This is a genomic window from Rhodococcus sp. SORGH_AS_0301 (assembly GCF_030818285.1).
Lineage (GTDB): Bacteria > Actinomycetota > Actinomycetes > Mycobacteriales > Mycobacteriaceae > Rhodococcoides.
In genome coordinates this window covers 718,394-736,080 of record NZ_JAUTAC010000002.1, presented here as the reverse complement: position 1 = coordinate 736,080, position 17,687 = coordinate 718,394, and the positions used below count along the sequence as shown (strand labels likewise).

17 protein-coding genes and 1 pseudogene are annotated in these 17,687 nt (G+C 68.5%); 6 read left to right on the top strand and 12 right to left on the bottom strand.

The window, feature by feature from the left end:
• Positions 1–69: 69 nt before the first annotated feature.
• Positions 70–723 (top strand): hypothetical protein, encoded by a 654-nt coding sequence (locus tag QE397_RS04055; protein ID WP_056448448.1) that lies wholly within the window; start codon positions 70–72, stop codon positions 721–723.
• 28 nt (positions 724–751) lie between these two features.
• Here QE397_RS04055 and QE397_RS04050 read toward each other — a convergent pair whose 3' ends face one another.
• From QE397_RS04050 to QE397_RS04040, 3 genes are read right to left on the bottom strand one after another with little or no spacing between them, the layout of a single operon-like run.
• Positions 752–2,194 carry an NAD(P)(+) transhydrogenase (Re/Si-specific) subunit beta gene (locus QE397_RS04050; RefSeq protein ID WP_307091923.1) on the bottom strand — a complete coding sequence of 481 codons (1,443 nt, stop codon included), beginning with the start codon at positions 2,192–2,194 and terminating at the stop codon, positions 752–754.
• Positions 2,194–2,535 carry an NAD(P) transhydrogenase subunit alpha gene (locus QE397_RS04045; RefSeq protein WP_056448442.1) on the bottom strand — a complete coding sequence of 114 codons (342 nt, stop codon included), beginning with the start codon at positions 2,533–2,535 and terminating at the stop codon, positions 2,194–2,196. Before QE397_RS04045 ends, QE397_RS04050 begins: the two co-directional genes overlap by 1 nt.
• Positions 2,535–3,656, bottom strand: a complete 1,122-nt coding sequence (locus tag QE397_RS04040) for an NAD(P) transhydrogenase subunit alpha (RefSeq protein WP_056448439.1) — start codon at positions 3,654–3,656, stop codon at positions 2,535–2,537. Before QE397_RS04040 ends, QE397_RS04045 begins: the two co-directional genes overlap by 1 nt.
• A gap of 249 nt (positions 3,657–3,905) precedes the next feature.
• On the opposite strand from QE397_RS04040, the gene QE397_RS04035 reads away from it, so the two are divergent.
• Together QE397_RS04035 and QE397_RS04030 are read left to right on the top strand one after the other, a co-directional pair.
• The gene (locus QE397_RS04035; protein ID WP_307091919.1) at positions 3,906–4,700 is read left to right on the top strand and encodes an NAD-dependent deacylase; all 795 of its coding nucleotides are present in this window, start codon (positions 3,906–3,908) and stop codon (positions 4,698–4,700) included.
• Positions 4,697–5,116: an HIT family protein gene (locus QE397_RS04030; RefSeq protein WP_027504969.1), complete on the top strand. Its 420-nt coding sequence runs from the start codon at positions 4,697–4,699 to the stop codon at positions 5,114–5,116. The genes QE397_RS04035 and QE397_RS04030 overlap by 4 nt, the downstream gene beginning before the upstream one ends.
• A gap of 16 nt (positions 5,117–5,132) precedes the next feature.
• On the opposite strand, the gene dhaL is transcribed toward QE397_RS04030, so the two are convergent.
• Positions 5,133–6,788 carry a dihydroxyacetone kinase subunit DhaL gene (gene dhaL, locus QE397_RS04025; RefSeq protein WP_307091916.1) on the bottom strand — a complete coding sequence of 552 codons (1,656 nt, stop codon included), beginning with the start codon at positions 6,786–6,788 and terminating at the stop codon, positions 5,133–5,135.
• 60 nt (positions 6,789–6,848) lie between these two features.
• On the opposite strand from dhaL, the gene QE397_RS04020 reads away from it, so the two are divergent.
• The gene (locus QE397_RS04020) at positions 6,849–7,484 is read left to right on the top strand and encodes a Type 1 glutamine amidotransferase-like domain-containing protein (RefSeq protein WP_307091913.1); all 636 of its coding nucleotides are present in this window, start codon (positions 6,849–6,851) and stop codon (positions 7,482–7,484) included.
• Positions 7,485–7,487: 3 nt separating this feature from the next.
• Here QE397_RS04020 and QE397_RS04015 read toward each other — a convergent pair whose 3' ends face one another.
• Entirely contained in the window at positions 7,488–7,868 is a 381-nt protein-coding gene (locus QE397_RS04015) for a hypothetical protein (protein ID WP_231476246.1), read from the bottom strand.
• Positions 7,869–8,139: 271 nt separating this feature from the next.
• On the opposite strand from QE397_RS04015, the gene QE397_RS04010 reads away from it, so the two are divergent.
• The gene (locus tag QE397_RS04010; protein WP_204868670.1) at positions 8,140–9,513 is read left to right on the top strand and encodes an FAD-binding oxidoreductase; all 1,374 of its coding nucleotides are present in this window, start codon (positions 8,140–8,142) and stop codon (positions 9,511–9,513) included.
• Here QE397_RS04010 and QE397_RS04005 read toward each other — a convergent pair.
• The 5 genes from QE397_RS04005 to QE397_RS03985 all read right to left on the bottom strand — a co-directional run bounded on the left by QE397_RS04005 (position 9,510) and on the right by QE397_RS03985 (position 15,179).
• Entirely contained in the window at positions 9,510–10,820 is a 1,311-nt protein-coding gene (locus QE397_RS04005) for an aspartate aminotransferase family protein (RefSeq protein ID WP_307091910.1), read from the bottom strand. The two genes, QE397_RS04010 and QE397_RS04005, sit on opposite strands and share 4 nt — an antisense overlap.
• Before the next feature lie 12 nt (positions 10,821–10,832).
• On the bottom strand, positions 10,833–11,876 hold the full coding sequence (locus QE397_RS04000) for a TIGR03842 family LLM class F420-dependent oxidoreductase (RefSeq protein WP_056448430.1): 1,044 nt from the start codon (positions 11,874–11,876) through the stop codon (positions 10,833–10,835).
• Between the two features lie 3 nt (positions 11,877–11,879).
• Positions 11,880–13,298 carry a dihydropyrimidinase gene (gene hydA, locus QE397_RS03995; RefSeq protein WP_307091908.1) on the bottom strand — a complete coding sequence of 473 codons (1,419 nt, stop codon included), beginning with the start codon at positions 13,296–13,298 and terminating at the stop codon, positions 11,880–11,882.
• Positions 13,295–14,131 carry a nitrilase-related carbon-nitrogen hydrolase gene (locus QE397_RS03990; RefSeq protein WP_307091907.1) on the bottom strand — a complete coding sequence of 279 codons (837 nt, stop codon included), beginning with the start codon at positions 14,129–14,131 and terminating at the stop codon, positions 13,295–13,297. Before QE397_RS03990 ends, hydA begins: the two co-directional genes overlap by 4 nt.
• Before the next feature lie 73 nt (positions 14,132–14,204).
• Positions 14,205–15,179 (bottom strand): LppP/LprE family lipoprotein, encoded by a 975-nt coding sequence (locus tag QE397_RS03985; protein ID WP_307091906.1) that lies wholly within the window; start codon positions 15,177–15,179, stop codon positions 14,205–14,207.
• Between the two features lie 167 nt (positions 15,180–15,346).
• Between QE397_RS03985 and QE397_RS03980 the strand changes: the two genes are divergently transcribed.
• The gene (locus QE397_RS03980; RefSeq protein WP_027504961.1) at positions 15,347–15,646 is read left to right on the top strand and encodes a DUF1540 domain-containing protein; all 300 of its coding nucleotides are present in this window, start codon (positions 15,347–15,349) and stop codon (positions 15,644–15,646) included.
• A gap of 6 nt (positions 15,647–15,652) precedes the next feature.
• On the opposite strand, the pseudogene QE397_RS03975 reads toward QE397_RS03980, so the two are convergent.
• Positions 15,653–17,199: pseudogene (locus QE397_RS03975) on the bottom strand (carboxylesterase/lipase family protein).
• A 46-nt stretch (positions 17,200–17,245) separates the two neighbouring features.
• Complete coding sequence (locus QE397_RS03970; protein ID WP_222632754.1) at positions 17,246–17,635, bottom strand: SRPBCC family protein; 390 nt, start codon at positions 17,633–17,635, stop codon at positions 17,246–17,248.
• Positions 17,636–17,687 lie beyond the last annotated feature (52 nt).

Here is a 17,687-nt window from a genome sequence, read left to right as displayed (position 1 = left end):
CGCGCCGCACGGGAATCACTGCGCCGGGTCACAGGAATCTGCCAGCCTCGTGCGCCATCATGGGGACCCGTGAGTACCACGACGACGCAACAGATCGCGCTTCGCGCCCGACGCACCACCCCTCGGTGGTGGGCACTGACAGGAGTGTCCGCGGCGGCACTGGTCGTGCTCTACGCCGTCCTGCCGCTGCTGGGCGTGCGCTACCCACCGGCGTCGGTCGCGCTCGAGGCCCTGTACGCCCCGGCCGACACGGTGCTCGACGTCATCGACGTGACGACCGTGCTGGTGGTGGTCGCCGCGCTGACGGTGGTCGCGGTGGTGCGCAAGTTGCCGTACGGCATCGGCGCGATCCTCATGCTGTGCCTCGGGTCGACCCTGACCGCGGCAGCCGGGTCGGCATGGCTGTCCGATCACATCGCGACGTCGGCACTTCCCGACGGCCGCGTGGTCGCAGCATCCTCAGTGATCGCGTCGGGTGCGCTCGTCGTGCCCGGTCGGCTGCGTCCCGTCGTCCTGGGGCTGGGCTCGGCCCTGGTCGCCGGCGTGGCCCTCGCCGCCGTGGTCACCGCGGGTGCGACAGGCATCGGCATCGTCGGGGCGCTGCTGGTGACCGGGATGTGGTGGGGCGCCGCCGGTGTCGTCATGGCGCACTCCCCCGTCGCCGCTGCCCGCGAGGCGAAGAACCCTCTCGACACCGCGGCCCTGATGCTCCGCCGCCGGTGAGCGGGCGGGGCATCAGGGCCGGGTACACCTAGAGGGCTTTGAGTTCCTCGATGACGGCGTTGACGGATTTCTTCGCGTCGCCGAAGAGCATCGACGTGCGGTCCGCCGTGAACAGCGGATTGTCGATACCGGCGTACCCGGAGCTCATCGACCGCTTGAGCACGATCACCGACCGCGACTCGTCCACGTTCAGAATCGGCATCCCGTGGATCGGCGAACTCGGATCGTTGCGCGCCGCCGGGTTGGTGACGTCGTTCGCGCCGATGACCAGGGTGACATCGGTGCGGGAGAACTCCCCGTTGATGTCGTCCATCTCCTTCATCGCCTCGTACTCCACGTCCGCCTCGGCGAGCAGCACGTTCATGTGACCCGGCATGCGCCCGGCCACCGGATGGATCGCGTACTTCACCTCCACGCCCTTGGACTCGAGGATCGACGCCATGTCCTTGACCGCGTGCTGGGCCTGCGCGACCGCGAGACCGTAGCCAGGGACCACGATCACCTGCGAGGCGTACGCCATCTGGATCGCCGCGTCCGCCGCCGAGGTGGATTTCACCGTGCCGCCGGCATCGTCGGGGCCACCGACCGCGGACGCGCCGCCGCCACCGAAGGACCCGAACACGATCGCCGGGATCGACCGGTTCATTGCCGTCGCCATCAGATTCGTGAGGATGGTGCCGGACGCGCCGACGATCATGCCCGCCACGATCATCGCGGTGTTGTTCAGCGCCAACCCCGCCGCCGCAGCCGACAGACCCGTCAACGCGTTCAGCAGCGAGATCACCACCGGCATGTCCGCGCCGCCGATCGGGAACACCACGAACAGGCCCATCAGCGCCGCCGCGACGAGCACCAGCACGATCCACCACTGCGAGGTGCCCTCACCCGGGGTGGCGCGCAGACCGATGTAGACCGACACCGCCACCGCGAGGAGCAGCAACACGATGTTGGTGAGCTGGAAGATGCGGGCGTTCTTCACGAACGCCTTCTCGACCTTCTTGTTCAGCAGCTCCTGCAGCTTCAGGAACGCCACCAGCGAACCCCAGAACGACACCGACCCGATGACCGCCGCGAACAGTGACCCGATGACGATGTGCACCGTCGGCTCTTCACCGTGCTGGAACGCGGAGAAACCGTCGGTCTCGATGAACTCCGACCAGGCGATCAACGCGACCGTGCCGCCGCCCACGCCGTTGAACAGCGCCACCAGCTGCGGCATCGCCGTCATCTTCGTGCGCTTGGCCGGCGGGACACCCAGCAGGACACCGATCGCCAGACCGGCGGCGATGAGGATCCAGTTGATCGCCGCCGTGTCGCGGACCTCGATCAGAGTCGCCACCACGGCGATGCCCATACCGACAGCGGCGATCCAGTTGCCGCGCACCGCCGTCTTCGGACCGGTCAGACCCATCAGGCCGTAGATGAACATCGCGAACGCGACGATGTAGAGGATGTTGACGAGATTGTTCATCAGGAATCAGCACCCTTCTCGCCGGTTGCCGTCGACACAGCAGCGGGCGCCTTCTTGCCCTTGAACATGCCGAGCATGCGGTCGGTGACCAGGAACCCACCGACGACGTTGAGCGTGCCGAAGATCAACGCGACGAACGCGATGATCCGCACGCCCCACGGCGCGTCCTCGGGCAGCCGGCCCAGCACGATGAGGGCGCCGAGCACGACGATGCCGTGGATGGCGTTGGTACCCGACATCAGCGGCGTGTGCAGCGTGTTCGGCACCTTGGAGATGACAGCGAAACCGACGAACCCGGCCAGGACCAGGATCGCGATGTTCGCGAGCAACGGTGTGTACATCAGGCGTCCGCCTTCACGGTGGTGTCGGCCGTGCGCGTCACGCACGACTTCGCGAGGACCTCGTCGGTGAAATCGGGGGCGAGGGCACCGGCATCGTCGAGCATCAGTTCGATCAGCGCCGAGATGTTCTTGGAGTACAGCTCACTCGCGTGCTCGGGCATCGTCGCCGGCAGATTCAGCGGCGAGGCGATGATGACGTCGTTCTTCACCACCGTGCGACCCGGCTCGGTGAGCTCGCAGTTGCCACCGGTCTCCCCCGCGAGGTCCACCACGACACTGCCCGGTCGCATCCCCGCGGCAGCCGCCGCGGTGACCAACTTCGGCGCCGGACGACCCGGCACCAGAGCGGTGGTGATGACGACGTCGAACGTCGAGATCGCCTTCTCCAGCGCCGCCTGCTGCTGGGCACGCTCGTCCTCGGTGAGCTCACGGGCGTAGCCGCCCTCACCGGCGGCGTCGATCCCCAGATCCAGCCACTGCGCGCCGACCGACCGCACCTGATCGGCGACCTCGGGACGCACGTCGTACCCGGTGGCGCGGCCACCGAGACGCTTCGCCGTCGCCAACGCCTGCAGCCCCGCCACACCCACACCGAGTACCAGCACCGTCGCCGGCTTCACGGTGCCCGCCGCGGTGGTCAGCATCGGGAAGAACCGCGTCGACTCCGACGCCGCGAGCAGCACCGCCTTGTAGCCGGCGACGTTGGCCTGCGAGGACAACGCGTCCATGACCTGCGCGCGAGAAATCCGCGGGATTGCTTCCACCGCGAAGGCCTGCACACCCGCGGCGGTCAACTCCGGAATGATCGTGTCCGCGTTGCGCGGCGCGAGGAAGCCGATGAGCGTCGATCCGCGGCGCAGCTTGCGCACCTCCGCAGACGACGGCGGCGCCACCTTGACCACCACGTCGGCGCTGTACGGATCGCCGATGCTCGCACCGGCGTCGACGTACAGCTGATCGGGGATCAGAGCGCCCAGACCGGCACCCGCCTCCACCACCACGCGCACACCCTTGCCCGTCAGCGCGGCGACCACCTTGGGGACCAGCGCCACCCGGCGCTCCCCCTCGTTCGTCTCACGCACGACGCCGACCAGCGTCCCTGCTTCTCGAGAATCTTCCACCAGCTGTACTTCCTGTGAATGGCGGCACGTCCGCGTCCCGCGGAGCTGCACTGCCGCCGACTGTCGTCGGTTCCGAGAACGACCTCGTCGACGGTGGCTCATGTTCGCCCGCGTGAGAGGTCCTGGAGTCGGCCGGGTGGGCCCACCGCAAGGTAACGCACGACACAGACATACCGAGCGTCGAGGTCGAATGTGAGGCGGAGGTCATAACGGACCGAGTGTGTCGGTGCGACTTGGCACACTCGCTTCATGATCACCGACAGTGCCGACCCCGCATCCGACGTTCCGCAGCCCGTGCTGGAGGCCGTCCGGTCCGCGTCCCGCGTCGCCGTGCTCACCGGGGCCGGGATGTCCGCGCAGTCGGGCGTGCCGACGTTCCGCGACGCGCAGACCGGGCTGTGGGAGCGGTACTCCCCGGAGGAGCTGGCCAGCCCCGACGCGTTCGTCCGCGATCCGGATCTGGTGTGGGCCTGGTACCGCCGACGAGCGCAGCTCGTGGCCGCCTCGAGCCCGAACGCCGGTCATGTGGCCCTCGCGCAGTGGCAGAGGTCCGCACCGCAGCGGACCGTCGAGATCGCCACGCAGAACGTCGACGACCTGCACGAGCGCGCCGGGTCCACCGTGCTGGCCCACGTCCACGGCACACTGACCGCGGTGCGGTGCTCGATCTGCGAGGAGCCTTTCGAGGGACCGGTCGACGACGTCGAGGACGGCGCGGAACGCATCGCGCCGCCTGCGTGCGGTCTCTGCGGGAGTCCGGTCCGCCCCGGTGTCGTGTGGTTCGGCGAGCCGCTCCCGGAAGCGGAGTGGGCAGCGGTCGCGGCGTCCGTCGAGGCCGCCGACGCCGTCCTGGTCGTGGGAACGTCCGGCGTGGTCTACCCCTTCGCGGGGCTTCCCGCTCAGGCTCGCAGCGCGGGCGCCGTCGTCATCGAGATCAACCCGGACGAGACCGCGGTCTCCGACATGGCCCACCACGTCTGGCGGGCGACCGCGGCCGACTCCCTGCCTGCACTCGTCGCCGCCGTCACGGAGCAGCAGCGATGACCGAGTGCGTGTTCTGCGACATCGTCGCCCGCCGCGCCCCCGCGACGATCGTCCACGAGACCGACTCGGTGCTCGCGTTCCTCGACATCCGGCCCGTCACCCGCGGGCACACCCTGGTGGTTCCCAAGGTGCACTCCTCGGGGCTCGAGACACTCGACCCGGTCGTGGGTGGGCAGGTCTTCGCCGCCGGCCAGGCCCTGGCCGGCGCGATGCGCCGCAGCACCCTGGCGGCGGACGGGGTCAACCTCGCCATGAACGACGGACGCGCCGCCTTCCAGACCGTGTTCCACTCGCACCTGCATGTCGTACCTCGCCACCACGGCGATCGCATCCGCTTCGTCGCCGGCATGATCACGCGGCGTCAGAGCGAGCCCGAGGCGACCGCCCGGGCAATTCGGGCCGCACTCGCCTCCTGAGGTCCGATGCAGCCGCTCAGGCGGCGGCGAAGAACCAGGAGACCACGAGAGCACCGGGGTCGATGACGCCGCGCGCCGCGTCGCCGATGTAGCTGGCGCGGCCACGCTGGGCGACGGTGTCCGTCGTGGACTCGGCACCGCGCGTCGCAGCCTCGGCAGCCGCGGCGAGGGCCGCCGAGAGCTCGACCGATCCGGCGTCCCCCAGAGCTCGTGACGCCGGGTCCAGCGCGTCCACCATGGTCTTGTCCCCCGGCTGCGCACCGCCGAGATCGGTGATGGCGGCCAGTCCGTCGGCCACTCCCGCGGCGATGCTCGCGGTGCTCGCCCCGGGACCGTCGAGGGCGACCGAGACCCGGTGGAAGAACGCACCGAAGAGAGCGCCGGACGTTCCGCCCGCATTGCCGAGGAATCCACGAGCCAGGATCTCGAACACCGCTGCGGGCGAGGCACTCTCGTCCACCGCGAAGTCGGCCAGACCGATCTGCATGTTGACTCCGAAGTCGCCGTCACCGGCTCGGCGATCGAGGTCGGTGAGCTCGTCGATCGACGACCGGACACGCTCGACGAACGACGAGACCCAGGTGGTGACGAACGGGTCGGCCGCGCCGCCGGGAAGCTCCGACGCCGCTGCCGCGTCCGTGTCGTCCACGGCGTCGTCGTGCAGGTCCTGCGCCGGCGAGCGGGGCCACGCGGGCGCCTCGGTCGGGGCGTCCCACAAGCCGAGGATCTCGTCGTCGCAGCGGACGGCGGTCAACGACACCCCCGCCATGTCGAACGCCGTCACGAGGCTCCCGACGAGCGTGCGTCGGACGGTGATGCCGCGCCCCTCGAGATACCGCAGCGCGGCACCGAAGACGATGTCGAGTTCGAGCGGATGGGTCGCGCCGAGTCCGTTGACGATGAGCACGACGTCCTCGCCGCCGGACAGTCCCAGCGAATCGGCCACGGGTCCGAGCAGCGCCTCGGCGATCTCGGTGGCGGTGAGCGTCGCGACGCGCGCGGTGCCGCGCTCGCCGTGGATACCGACACCGAGTTCGACCTCGTCGTCGCCGAGCTCGAAGGACGGGGACGACGCGCCCGGAACCGTGCACGGACGGAAGGCCACCGCCATGCTGCGAGCGCCCTCGGCGACCCGCCGCCCCAGCGCGGCGACGGAGGCGAGGTCGTCGCCGCGAGCAGCGGCGGCGCCGCAGATCTTCTCGACGGCCACCGTCGCGGCGGTTCCGCGTCGGCCGGGCCCGTCCTCGCTCTCGGACGCGACGTCGTCGGCCACGAGCACCGTCTCGACCGTGATGCCGTCGGCAGCACACAGATCGGCCGCGATGCGGAAGTTGATGACGTCGCCGGTGTAGTTCTTGACCACGTGGATCACGCCGGCGCCGGCCTCGACGGCCCGCGTCGCCGCCTCGATCTGCAGCGCGTTCGGGCTCGTGAACACAGACCCCGGCACCGCCGCGTCCAACATCCCGGCGCCGACGAAGCCGGAGTGGAGCGGTTCGTGGCCGGAACCACCGCCCGACATCACGGCCACGCGCCCGTCCGTCGTGCGGCCGCGGCGCGTGAAGTATCCGGGCCGTTCGACGAAGCGGAGGTCGGCGCTGCGCCGGGCGGCGGCGCGGCAGGCGTCGACGATGACGCGGGACGGATCATCGATCATCTTGTGCAGCGACATGCACCCGACACTAACCACGTCTGCACACCCGACGCGTGCGTACTGACCTACGCTCCCGCCATGCGCCTGTTCCTCGCGTCCTACCGATTCGGGCTCGCCCGTGACCGGTTCCTCGAACTGACCGGACCACCCGGCCGCATCGCCGTCATCGCCAACGCGGCGGACTCCTGGCCCGACGCCGCGCGCGCGTCCGCGGTCACCAGTGAGTTCACCCTCCTGCGCTCGGCGGGTTTCCTCCCTGTCGAGGTCGACCTTCGCGAGTTGATGCCGAGCACGGCGCACGACGTCCTGTCTGCCTTCCCCGCCGTGTGGGTCCGCGGTGGGAACACCTTCGTGCTCCGGCGCAGGATGGCCTCGTCCGGTGCCGACGAGGCGATCGCTCGACTACTTGCGGAGGATTCCCTCGTGTACGGCGGGTACAGCGCCGGAGCCTGCGTCCTGAGTCCGACGCTGCGGGGCGTGGAGTACGCCGACCCGCCTGGCGAGGTGGAGCCGACCACGGGCGAGGACGTGCTGTGGACCGGCCTGGGAATCATCGACGACGTGCTCGTGCCGCACTGGGCGTCGGACACTCTGGATCCCGACGGAGCGTCGGCCGCGATGGCCACGGCGTGCGACGCGGCGGGAACGCCGTACCGCACGCTCACCGACGACCAGGTCTACGTCGTCGACGGCGGCGATGCCGCGGTGATCTGACTGTCAGCCGCTGTGCGCGATGGGCATCTGGAACGGCGCGAGCCGGTCCATCGCCGACCACGCGAGCCGGCAACGCCGCACGGTCATCTCGTCGGCGTCACGGAGCAACGCATCGAGCAGCAGGCCCGGACGTTCGGACCACTGGGCGGCGAGGGCGTCCATCTCGGCATCGGTGAACAGTCCCGAGCGTCGTAGCGCCGACGTCCACTCGGTCACCTCGCCACGATGAAGCGACTCGAGGGTGTCGTAGTCGACGCCGCCGGAGACGAAGTCGTAGGAGAACAGCGCCGCCGCGCACTCGAACGGGGTGTTCTTCGTCGGTCTGCGCGACGCTGTCGTCGATGGTGCAGATGCCGACCGTGTGATGTCGTGTGACGGTGCCATGAGTGCCTCCTTCTCGCCCCCTCGGTCTCGGCCCACGTGCCGATCTCCGTCATCCGGACGCTAATCCTCCGACGTGCTCTTGTCGGCACCCATCGGGGCACGATCTGGTAACAGAGTTGCTCGTGTGACTGATGTGAACACAGGCCGGATGTCGACCCGGCCACCGTTCGACGCGGTCTCCCACTGTCCCGCACCGTGTCTCGTCATTCCGGCGAGGTCACGGGCGGGGCTGGGGGTAGCGTCGAGACGTAGGACCCGCCGGTCGAGGAAGGTGAGCATCATCGACGATCTCGTGACGTCCCTGACAGACGCGGTCGGAGCCGCCATCGTGGTGACCGATCCGGACATCACCGCCGGCTATCGCCAGGACTGGGCCCGTGATCCGAACGCCGGCACTCCCCTCGCCGTCGTGCGCGCCACCAGCACGGCCGACGTCCGCGCCGTCATGCTGTGGGCCACCGAGCATTCCGTCCCGGTGGTGCCGCGCGGCGCGGGATCCGGTCTGTCCGGTGGTGCGACCGCCGTCGACGGCGGCATCGTGCTGACGACCGAGGCGATGCGCGCCGTCACCGTCGACCCGGTGACGCGGACGGCCGTGGTCCAACCCGGTCTGCTCAACGTCGAGGTCAAGGCCGCTGCGGCCGAACACGGCCTGTGGTACCCACCGGATCCGTCGTCGTTCGAGATGTGTTCGATCGGCGGCAACGCCGCGACGAACGCCGGCGGCCTCTGCTGTGTCAAGTACGGCGTGACCACCGACTACATCCTCGGACTCGAAGTGGTCCTCGCCGACGGCACCGTCGTGAACCTGGGCGGCCCGCGTCTGAAGGACTCGGCCGGCCTGTCGCTGACCAAACTCTTCGTCGGCAGCGAGGGCGTCCTCGGCATCATCACCGAAGTGACGCTGCGACTGATCCCGGCTCAGCCACCCGCGAGCACGGTCGTGGCCACCTTCACCCGCCTGTCCGACGCGACCGACGCCATTCTGGCGATCACCCGCTCGCTGCGGCCCGCCATGCTCGAGTTCATGGACTCCACGTCGATCAACGCCGTGGAGGACGCCATGAAGATGGGCCTCGACCGCACGGCGGCAGCGATGCTCATCGCCCGCTCCGACTCACCCGGCGCGCACCGCACCGAGGAGACCGAGACCATGGCCGCGGCGTGCACGGCCGCCGGCGCCGACGAGGTGTTCGTGACCGACGATCCCGACGAGGGCGAAGCGTTCGCCGCAGCCCGGCGCTTCGCCATCCCCGCCGTCGAACGCACCGGATCCCTCCTGCTCGAGGACGTCGGAGTTCCGCTGCCCGCACTCGCGGACCTGGTGCAGGGAATCGCGAAGATCGCCGATGCCCGCGGCGTCGTCGTCGCCGTCATCGCCCATGCGGGCGACGGGAACACGCACCCGCTGATCGTGTTCGACCCCGAGGACGCGGACATGGAGGAGCGTGCGCACCAGGCATTCGGCGAGATCATGACGCTCGCGATCTCGTTGGGCGGCACCATCACCGGGGAACACGGTGTCGGCCGGCTCAAGAAGGCGTGGTTGCCGGATCAGGTGGGTGAGGACGTCATGGAGCTGACCCGGCGCATCAAGCACGCCCTCGATCCCGCGGGCATTCTGAATCCCGGTGCCGTGCTCTAGTTCCGGGTGTACCCGTCGGCGACCTCGAGCACCTCGTCGAGGATCTCGAGTCCGCGACGGATGTCCTCCTCCGTCGTGACGAGCGGCGGCGCGATCTGCAGCCGATTGCCCGCCACGAACGGCCACAGCCCGCGCTCCTTGGCCGCCTTCGTGACGGCCGCCATGGGAGCTGCGGCGGCGCCGGTGGCGTTGAACGGTGTCAGCGGCTCGCGGGTGCCCTTGTCCGTCACCAGTTCGACGGCCCAGAAGAACCCCATGCCCCGCACGTCACCCACACTCGGATGCGCCTCACCCAGCTTGGTGAGCCCCGGCCCGAGGACGTCCTCCCCCACGGCGCGGACGTGGCCCAAGATGTCGTCGCGCTCGAACACCCGGATCGACGCGATACCGGCGGCGCAGCCGAGCACGTGGCCCGAGTAGGTCAGACCTCCCGGATACGGCGTGTGGTCGTACCGCTGCGCGATCTCCTCGGAGATCACCACTCCGCCGAGCGGGACGTAGCCGGAGTTCACACCCTTCGCGAAGGTGATCAGATCGGGCTCGACGCCCCACGCCTGGCACGCGAACCAGTGCCCGGTCCGGCCGAAGCCCACCATCACCTCGTCGGCGATGTACACGATGCCGTAGCGAGTGCAGAGTTCGCGGACACCGGCCAGATACCCCGGCGGCGGGACCAGTACGCCGTTGGTGCCGACCACCGACTCGAGAATGAGCCCCGCGATGTTCTGCGGTCCCTCCAGCGTGATGACCATCTCGAGGTGGGCCAGCGCCGCGGCCGTCTCCTCCTCGGGGCCGGTCGAATTCCAGGGTGACCGATAGGGATAAGGCCCGAAGAACCGGACGACGTCGACGTTGGTCGGCTCGGTTCCCCACCGGCGCGGCTCTCCCGTCAGACCGATGGCCACACCGGTGCCGCCGTGGTACGACCGGTACGCGGCCAGCATCTTGGTCCTCCCGGTGTGCTGGCGAGCGAACCGCACGGCGTGCTCGACGGCCTCGGCCCCGCCCGTGGTGAAGAAGACGCGGTTCAGGTCACCGGGAGCGCGCTCGGCGACCAGTCGAGCGAGTTCGCTGCGCTTGTCGTTCGCGACCGTCGGGGAGATGGTGGTGAGCACACCGGCCTGCTCGACGATCGCCGCCACGATGTCGGGGTGCTGGTGCCCGATGTTGACGTTGACCAGCTGCGAGGAGAAGTCGAGGTACTTCCTGCCCTGGTCGTCCCAGAAGTAGGACCCGGACGCCCCGGTGATGGTGACCGGGTTCAGCTCCGCCTGCGCGGACCAGGAATAGAAGACATGGTCGGTCATGTACCACCTCCGTTATCGGGCGATTCCGGATTCCGTCGCCACCTCTGACGTCATCATGGCAGGAAGAACCGACTCGCCGTAGGCATCCAGCGTCGCGGTCTTCGCATCGTGTTGGAGGTAGACCGCGAACTGGTCCACACCGAGCGACTCGAGCTGCCGGAGTCGCTGCACGTGCTGCTCGGGCGAGCCCAGGATGCAGAACCGGTCGACGATCTCGTCGGGCACGAAGTCGGCGTGCGTGTTGCCGGCTCTGCCGTGTTGGTTGTAGTCGTACCCCTGGCGGCCGGCGATGTAGTCCGTGAGAGCGGCCGGGACACCGGAGGTCGCTCCGTAGCGGGACACGATGTCCGCGACGTGGTTTCCCACCATGCCGCCGAACCACCGGCACTGATCACGGGCATGCGCGGCGGCGGCCGCGGAACCGTCGGTGACATAGGCGGGGGCGGCGACGCAGATGGTCACGGCATCGGGGTCGCGCCCCGCCTTCTCGGCGGCGTCGCGGACGGTGGCCACGGTCCACTCGACGATGTCGGGATCAGCGAGTTGCAGGATGAACCCGTCGGCGACCTGCCCGGTGAGTTCCAGTGCCCGCGGGCCGTATCCGGCGATCCACACCTCGAGCTCGGACCGCGACGCCCACGGCAGCCGCACGGTGGTCTCGCCGATGCGGGCGGACCGCCCGTTGCCGAGTTCGCGGATGATCTCCACCGACTCGGCGAGCCGCGCGATCGTGGTGGGCTTCCCACCCAGAGTGCGCACCGCGGAGTCGCCGCGGCCGATCCCGCACACGGTGCGGTTGCCGTACATCTCGTTGAGTGTGGCGAACGTCGATGCCGTCACCGTGACGTCCCGCGTCGACGGGTTGGTCACCATCGGTCCGACGACCACCGTGCGGGTGCTCGCGAGGATCTGACTGTGGATGACGTAGGGCTCCTGCCACAGCAGGTGTGAATCGAAGGTCCACACGTGGGAGAAGCCGTGCGTCTCGGCGATGCGAGCGAGTTCGACCACCCGCGAACTGGGTGGGGTGCACTGCAGCACCACTCCGAAGTCCATCCTTCACACCAGATTCTGGGACAGGTCGCGGCGCACGAAACGGCCGTGCCCGGCGCGGCCCAGGTACTCGCCGCGGTCGACGACGACGGTTCCGCGGGAGATCACCGTGTCGACGTGGCCGTCCACGGTCATGCCCTCGTAGGCGGAATAGTCCATTCTCATGTGGTGTGTCTCGACTCCGATGGTGGTGCGGCCGTTCGGGTCGTAGACCACCAGATCCGCGTCGGCACCGGGCGACACGATGCCCTTGCGCGGGTACATCCCGAACATGCGGGCCGGCGTCGTGCAGCACACCTCGACCCACTTCTCGAGCGTGATCTTCCCCGACACCACACCCTGGTACATCAGGTCCATCCGATGTTCGACCGACCCGATTCCGTTGGGCATCTTGGAGAAGTCGCCGATTCCCATCTCCTTCTGGTCCTTCATGCAGAAGGGACAGTGATCGGTGCCGACCGTCGAGACGTCGCCCGTGCGGAGGTACCGCCACAGCTCGTCCTGGTGCCCCTCGGCACGGGACCGGAGCGGGGTCGAGCACACCCACTTCGCACCCTCGAAGCCCGGCGCACCGAGTTGCTCCTCGAGCGAGAGGTACAGATACTGCGGACACGTCTCGGCGAAGACGTTCTGCCCCTTGCCTCGTGCCGTCGCGATCTGCTCGAGCGCCTGTTTCGCCGACACGTGGACCACGTACAGCGGCGCTCCTGTCACGTCGGCCAGCATGATCGCGCGATGCGTTGCTTCTTCCTCGAGCTGCCACGGCCGGGACGTGCCGTGGAAGTACGGCGCCGTGTCACCGCGTGCGATCGACTGCTCGACCAGGACGTCGATGGCGATGCCGTTCTCCGCGTGCATCATCAGCAGCGCGCCGGTCTCGGCGGCAGTCTGCATCGCCCGCAGGATCTTCCCGTCGTCCGAGTAGAAGACGCCGGGATAGGCCATGAACAACTTGAAGCTGGTGACACCTTCGGAGACCAACGCGCTCATGGCCTTCAACGAGTCGCTGTCGACGTCTCCGATGATCTGATGGAAGCCGTAGTCGACGGCGCACGAACCGGCGGCCTTGTCGTGCCACGTGGCGAGGGTGTCCTGCACACGCATCCCGGGGTTCTGGATGGCGAAGTCGACGATGGTGGTGGTTCCGCCCCACGCGGCAGCGCGCGTCCCCGTCTCGAACGAGTCGGAGGCGAAGGTGCCGCCGAACGGCATCTCCATGTGGGTGTGGCCGTCGACCCCTCCGGGGATCACGTACTTCCCGGTCGCGTCGACCACGACGTCGCTCGACGACGCGAGGTCGGCGCCCAGCAGCGTCGAACCCGGTTGCAGCACTGCGACGATCGTCTCACCGTCGATCAGGACGTCCAGGGGCTGCGACCCCGTCGGCGAGACGACGATGCCCCCGTGGACGAACGTGGTCGTCACGGTGTCACCAGGGGACCGTAGGCGTCGGGTCTGCGATCGCGGTAGAAAGCCCACCGATCGCGGACGGTCGCGATGAGCGACAGGTCCAGATCGCGGACGATCACTTCGGCCGCGCTGTCCGAGGCGACGTCGCCGACGAACTTCCCCTCGGGATCGACGAAGTAGCTCGTACCGTAGAAGTCGTTGTCGCCCAACTCCTCGACTCCCACTCGGTTGATTGCGCCGATGTAGTACTCGTTGGCCACGGCCGACGCCGGTTGCTCGAGCTTCCACAGGTAGTTCGACAGGCCTCGCGAGGTGGCGGACGGATTGAACACGATCTCCGCACCGGCCAGTCCGAGTGCGCGCCAGCCCTCCGGGAAATGGCGGTCGTAACAGATGTAGACCCCCACCTTGCCGACGGCGGTGTCGAACACGGGCCAGCCCAGGTTGCCGGGGCGGAAGTAGAACTTCTCCCAGAAGCCGTTCAGGTGCGGAATGTGGTGCTTGCGGTACTTGCCCAGGTACGTGCCGTCCGCGTCCACCACGGCAGCGGTGTTGTACAGAATGCCTGGCTGTCCCTTCTCGTAGACCGGCAGCACCATCACCATGCCGAGTTCCTTCGCGAGAGACTGGAAACGCTCGACGGTGGGTCCGGGAACCGATTCGGCGTAGTCGTAGAAGGACGCGTCCTGCACCTGGCAGAAATAGGGGCCGTAGAACAGTTCCTGAAAACAGATCACCTGCGCGCCCTGCTCGGCTGCCTGGCGGGCGTACTCCTCGTGGGCCTGGATCATCGATTCCTTGTCGCCGGTCCAGGTGGTCTGAACCAGTGCTGCTCGAACGACAGTCATGACATGACACCTCCGCGTCGGCCCCGTACCGGTGATCCTGCACCCGATCGGCCGGGTCGTCCACCGGTGGAATTCAGCCGTTCGCCACCTCGGGAGGCAGGGAGTCGAGCATGTCCACCGACGAGCCGTTCCAGCGATAACGGACCAGCGCCGGTCCGCCGGAGACCTCCGCGGTCGCTTCTCCGTCCCTGAGCCATCGGTACGACACCGTCACCGTGTCGTCCAGCTGCGCATACGGATCGATGTCGGTGAACGCGTACGGACGGGCGGTCGCCGTTCCGAGATACGCGCCGTCGTGGAAGAACAGCACCGTCGTGGGGCTCGAACCGGTCGCACCGTCGGGCACGGCCAGCGCCCATGCCAGCGTGCTGCAGGCATCGCCCTGACCGGCGAGCGTCCACCCGCTGCCGGAGAACGTCGGCAGCGAGGCGATCGCCGCGTCGATCACGTCGTCGTCCAGGCACGGATCCGCAGGGGTCTGCCTGTTGCCGTCCACCACCTCCTGCGGCAGGTCGTCCAGCATCACCACGGACGATCCGTTCCAGGTGTAGCGGACTAACCCGGGTCCGCCGGACTGCTGCGAGGTGGACTCACCCTCCCGGAGCCACCCGTACGACACCGTGACCGTGTCGTCGGTCTGCGAGGCGACGTCGGTGAACGAGTACGGCAACGCGGTGGCGGTACCGAGATAGGTGTCGTCGTGGAAGAACAAGACGGTCCACGGACTCGACCCCGTGCCCCCGTCGAGCGCCGCGAGCGCCCACGACAGCGTCGCGCAGGGATCGCCCTGGCGGACGAGCCGCCAACCACTGCCGAAGAACTGTGGCAGCGATTCGATGCCCGCCGCCACGACGGAGTCCTCCACACACGCGGTCGACGGTTCCGGCGCGGCCGACGACGCGGGTTCCGTACCCGGTGCCGGACCCACCGCTGTCGAGGTCGTGGTGGTGGTCGGAGGAGGTGGCGCCGCGGAGCCCTGGCCGGAGTCGGAGCACCCGCTCGCGAACAGCACGGTGACGGCCAGGGTCGCGAGAAGTGTTCGTCTCATGATCGGTCCATCCGAGCGAACAGACCGATCGTTACGTCGTCGACGAATTCGTCATCGATCCGTGACCCGAAAGAATAGGAAACATCATTGTTGTAGAAAGGGTGACCATATCTAGGTCAGCCTGACCTTGCTGGTGGAGACGCTTTTCGCGTATTACCGTCATCGTCATGACTTCCCTCGAAATGCCCCGCGTCAGTGAGTGCAGTGTCAGCGCCTGTTCGTACAACCACGACGGATGCCACGCATTCGCCATCAATGTCGGAGGCTCGAACGGAACGGCCGATTGCGGCACGTTCATTCCCTTGAGCACCAAGGGCGGTCTCGACACCGTCTCCACCCAGGTCGGTGCGTGCCAGCGCGTCGACTGCTCGTTCAACGACAACCTCGAGTGCAGCGCGGCAGCGGTCCGCATCGGCGCCGGCGAGTCGTCGGACACCGCGAACTGCCTCACCTACAGCAAGGCCTGACGAACCTCAGCTGAAGCCGAGCACCTTCTCGCCCCAGATCTCGCGCAGCTCACGGTCCGGATCCTCGACCAGAGCATCACGCCCGTCGATGACGAGAGTGCGACGACGCTCGTCGTAGGGCGCCCAGTGCTTCGACCCGTCCAGCGCAGCAGGAACCCCGTGCCACGCGAACGCCACCCAGCGTCGCTGAATTCGCCGGGAGACCTGCTGCGCTGCCTTGCGCCCACCCAGCCAGAAGGTCGGGTCCCGGTCGAAGGTCCCGAAATTGCCGAAGACGTACGGCAACTCGGTGGCGTGACCGGCGCCGATACGCGCCGCACGCAGCACGGGTGTCGCGTGATCGAAGCGGTAGACGAACGTCGGCGCTCGTCGGCAATGGGCCTCCGCGATCCACAGGCTCGGCATCCGGAACCCTGCGTCGCGCGCGAGAGGGCCAGCGCGCCCGCACTCTTCGGCAGATCCGGGTACGCGGAGAGGATGTCGGCGATACGAGCCGGTGAGAGATCGGGATGATCGACGGCGATCGCCTCGAACATCGTGCTCACCGTGTCCGAGGTGACGGGCATCAACGGCGACTTCATCAGGCGGAACACCGATGCCTCGTCGTGATTCGACCCGATGATGAGCGGGACGTCGTGCGAGAAGCCCTTCTGGAACGCGGCCACCGGATACCGGGGCACCACGTCACCGTCGACGACGGGTGCGAATCCCAATGTGCCGGGCACCTTCTCGGGAACCTCGTAGACCAGCTTCTCGGCTGCGTCGACCAACCTCTCCACCGGCATCGTCCGCAGCTCCTCGGCACGCTCCGCGGGCAGATCGACGAGTTCGAGGAATCGCTGCGCGACGGTGCGCGCGCGTTCCGGGCCGTACACCGAGGTGGCCGGGGAACTCTGGGCGATCGCCTTGTGGAACAGACCTTCCGCGTGCGGTGACGTCATGAGAGTGGTCACCGACGCGCCACCGGACGACTCACCGAAGACGGTGACGTTGGTCGGGTCGCCGCCGAACGCGGCGATGCAGTCGCGCACCCACGTGAGCGCCGCGATCTGGTCGCGGAGCCCGAGATTGGTCTCGAAGACGCTGCCGTCGGTGTCGAACGACGACAGGTCCAACCACCCCAGCGCTCCCACCCGGTAGTTGACGGTCACCACCACCACCTCACCGAGGCGGGACAGGTTGCGCCCGTTGTAGATCCGTTGCGCAGATGATCCCAGGACGTAGGCGCCGCCGTGGATCCACACCATCACCGGACGGGAGATGCCGTCCGGTGTCGGGGCCCAGACGTTGAGAGTCAGGCAGTCCTCGTCCATCGGGATGGACGAGTCCATGGGAATCGGGCCGTCGCGGCCCTGCGGTGCCATCGCACCGAAGGTCCTGCCGTCGCGGACACCGTCCCACGGCTCCGGTGGGCGTGGTGCGCGGAATCGGTGCTCCGCCACGGGTGGCGCCGCGAACGGGATGCCCTTCCAACTGACCACGTCGCCGTGCCCGTAGCCGCGGATCTCACCGTCGCGCGACGAGACGACATGGCTGCTCTCGGTTGCCCCCACGAGGACCGACGTTACAGGGAGTGCGGGGATCGGACCCCGATGGTCGTCACGCTGTCACCAGTCGACCGAGCGCGAACAGGGCCGCTGGAGAGTAGCCGAGGACGAGCGGTGCCAGACCGTCCACGACCAACCACGTCGACGAGCCCGACCCCGCGCTGTCGACACCGTGTTCCAGGGTGAGCCCGGCACTCGGAGCGCCGATCCACGCGCGCCACGACCACACCCGTGCGGCCTCGTCCACGGAGTGGACCTCGAAGGACACCCGCACGCCGAGGGGCCCGCGCACCGTGCCGGTCGTGCCGGCGGCGAGACGGTCGGTGGACGCGTCGACCCCCATGATCTGCGGTGCCCACGTCGACCAGAGCGACAGGTCCATGTACCGCTCCCACGCGACGTCGGCGGAGGCGTCGCCGGTGCGTCGCAGAGTCTTCTTCATGACCGGCGGGATTCACCGTTCCGGCGCTGCTCAAACTGCCGTCAGGTCGCCG

What these genes read in the sequence shown, in the direction of transcription:
- QE397_RS04050 (WP_307091923.1), bottom strand. Translation starts at nt 2,194, where the DNA reads ATGAACAATCTCGTCAACATCCTCTACATCGTCGCGTTCGCGATGTTC.
- QE397_RS04045 (WP_056448442.1), bottom strand. Translation starts at nt 2,535, where the DNA reads ATGTACACACCGTTGCTCGCGAACATCGCGATCCTGGTCCTGGCCGGG.
- QE397_RS04035 (WP_307091919.1), top strand. Translation starts at nt 3,906, where the DNA reads ATGATCACCGACAGTGCCGACCCCGCATCCGACGTTCCGCAGCCCGTG.
- QE397_RS04030 (WP_027504969.1), top strand. Translation starts at nt 4,697, where the DNA reads ATGACCGAGTGCGTGTTCTGCGACATCGTCGCCCGCCGCGCCCCCGCG.
- dhaL (WP_307091916.1), bottom strand. Translation starts at nt 6,788, where the DNA reads ATGTCGCTGCACAAGATGATCGATGATCCGTCCCGCGTCATCGTCGAC.
- QE397_RS04020 (WP_307091913.1), top strand. Translation starts at nt 6,849, where the DNA reads ATGCGCCTGTTCCTCGCGTCCTACCGATTCGGGCTCGCCCGTGACCGG.
- QE397_RS04015 (WP_231476246.1), bottom strand. Translation starts at nt 7,868, where the DNA reads ATGGCACCGTCACACGACATCACACGGTCGGCATCTGCACCATCGACG.
- QE397_RS04005 (WP_307091910.1), bottom strand. Translation starts at nt 10,820, where the DNA reads ATGACCGACCATGTCTTCTATTCCTGGTCCGCGCAGGCGGAGCTGAAC.
- QE397_RS04000 (WP_056448430.1), bottom strand. Translation starts at nt 11,876, where the DNA reads ATGGACTTCGGAGTGGTGCTGCAGTGCACCCCACCCAGTTCGCGGGTG.
- QE397_RS03990 (WP_307091907.1), bottom strand. Translation starts at nt 14,131, where the DNA reads ATGACTGTCGTTCGAGCAGCACTGGTTCAGACCACCTGGACCGGCGAC.
- QE397_RS03985 (WP_307091906.1), bottom strand. Translation starts at nt 15,179, where the DNA reads ATGAGACGAACACTTCTCGCGACCCTGGCCGTCACCGTGCTGTTCGCG.
- QE397_RS03980 (WP_027504961.1), top strand. Translation starts at nt 15,347, where the DNA reads ATGACTTCCCTCGAAATGCCCCGCGTCAGTGAGTGCAGTGTCAGCGCC.
- QE397_RS03970 (WP_222632754.1), bottom strand. Translation starts at nt 17,635, where the DNA reads ATGAAGAAGACTCTGCGACGCACCGGCGACGCCTCCGCCGACGTCGCG.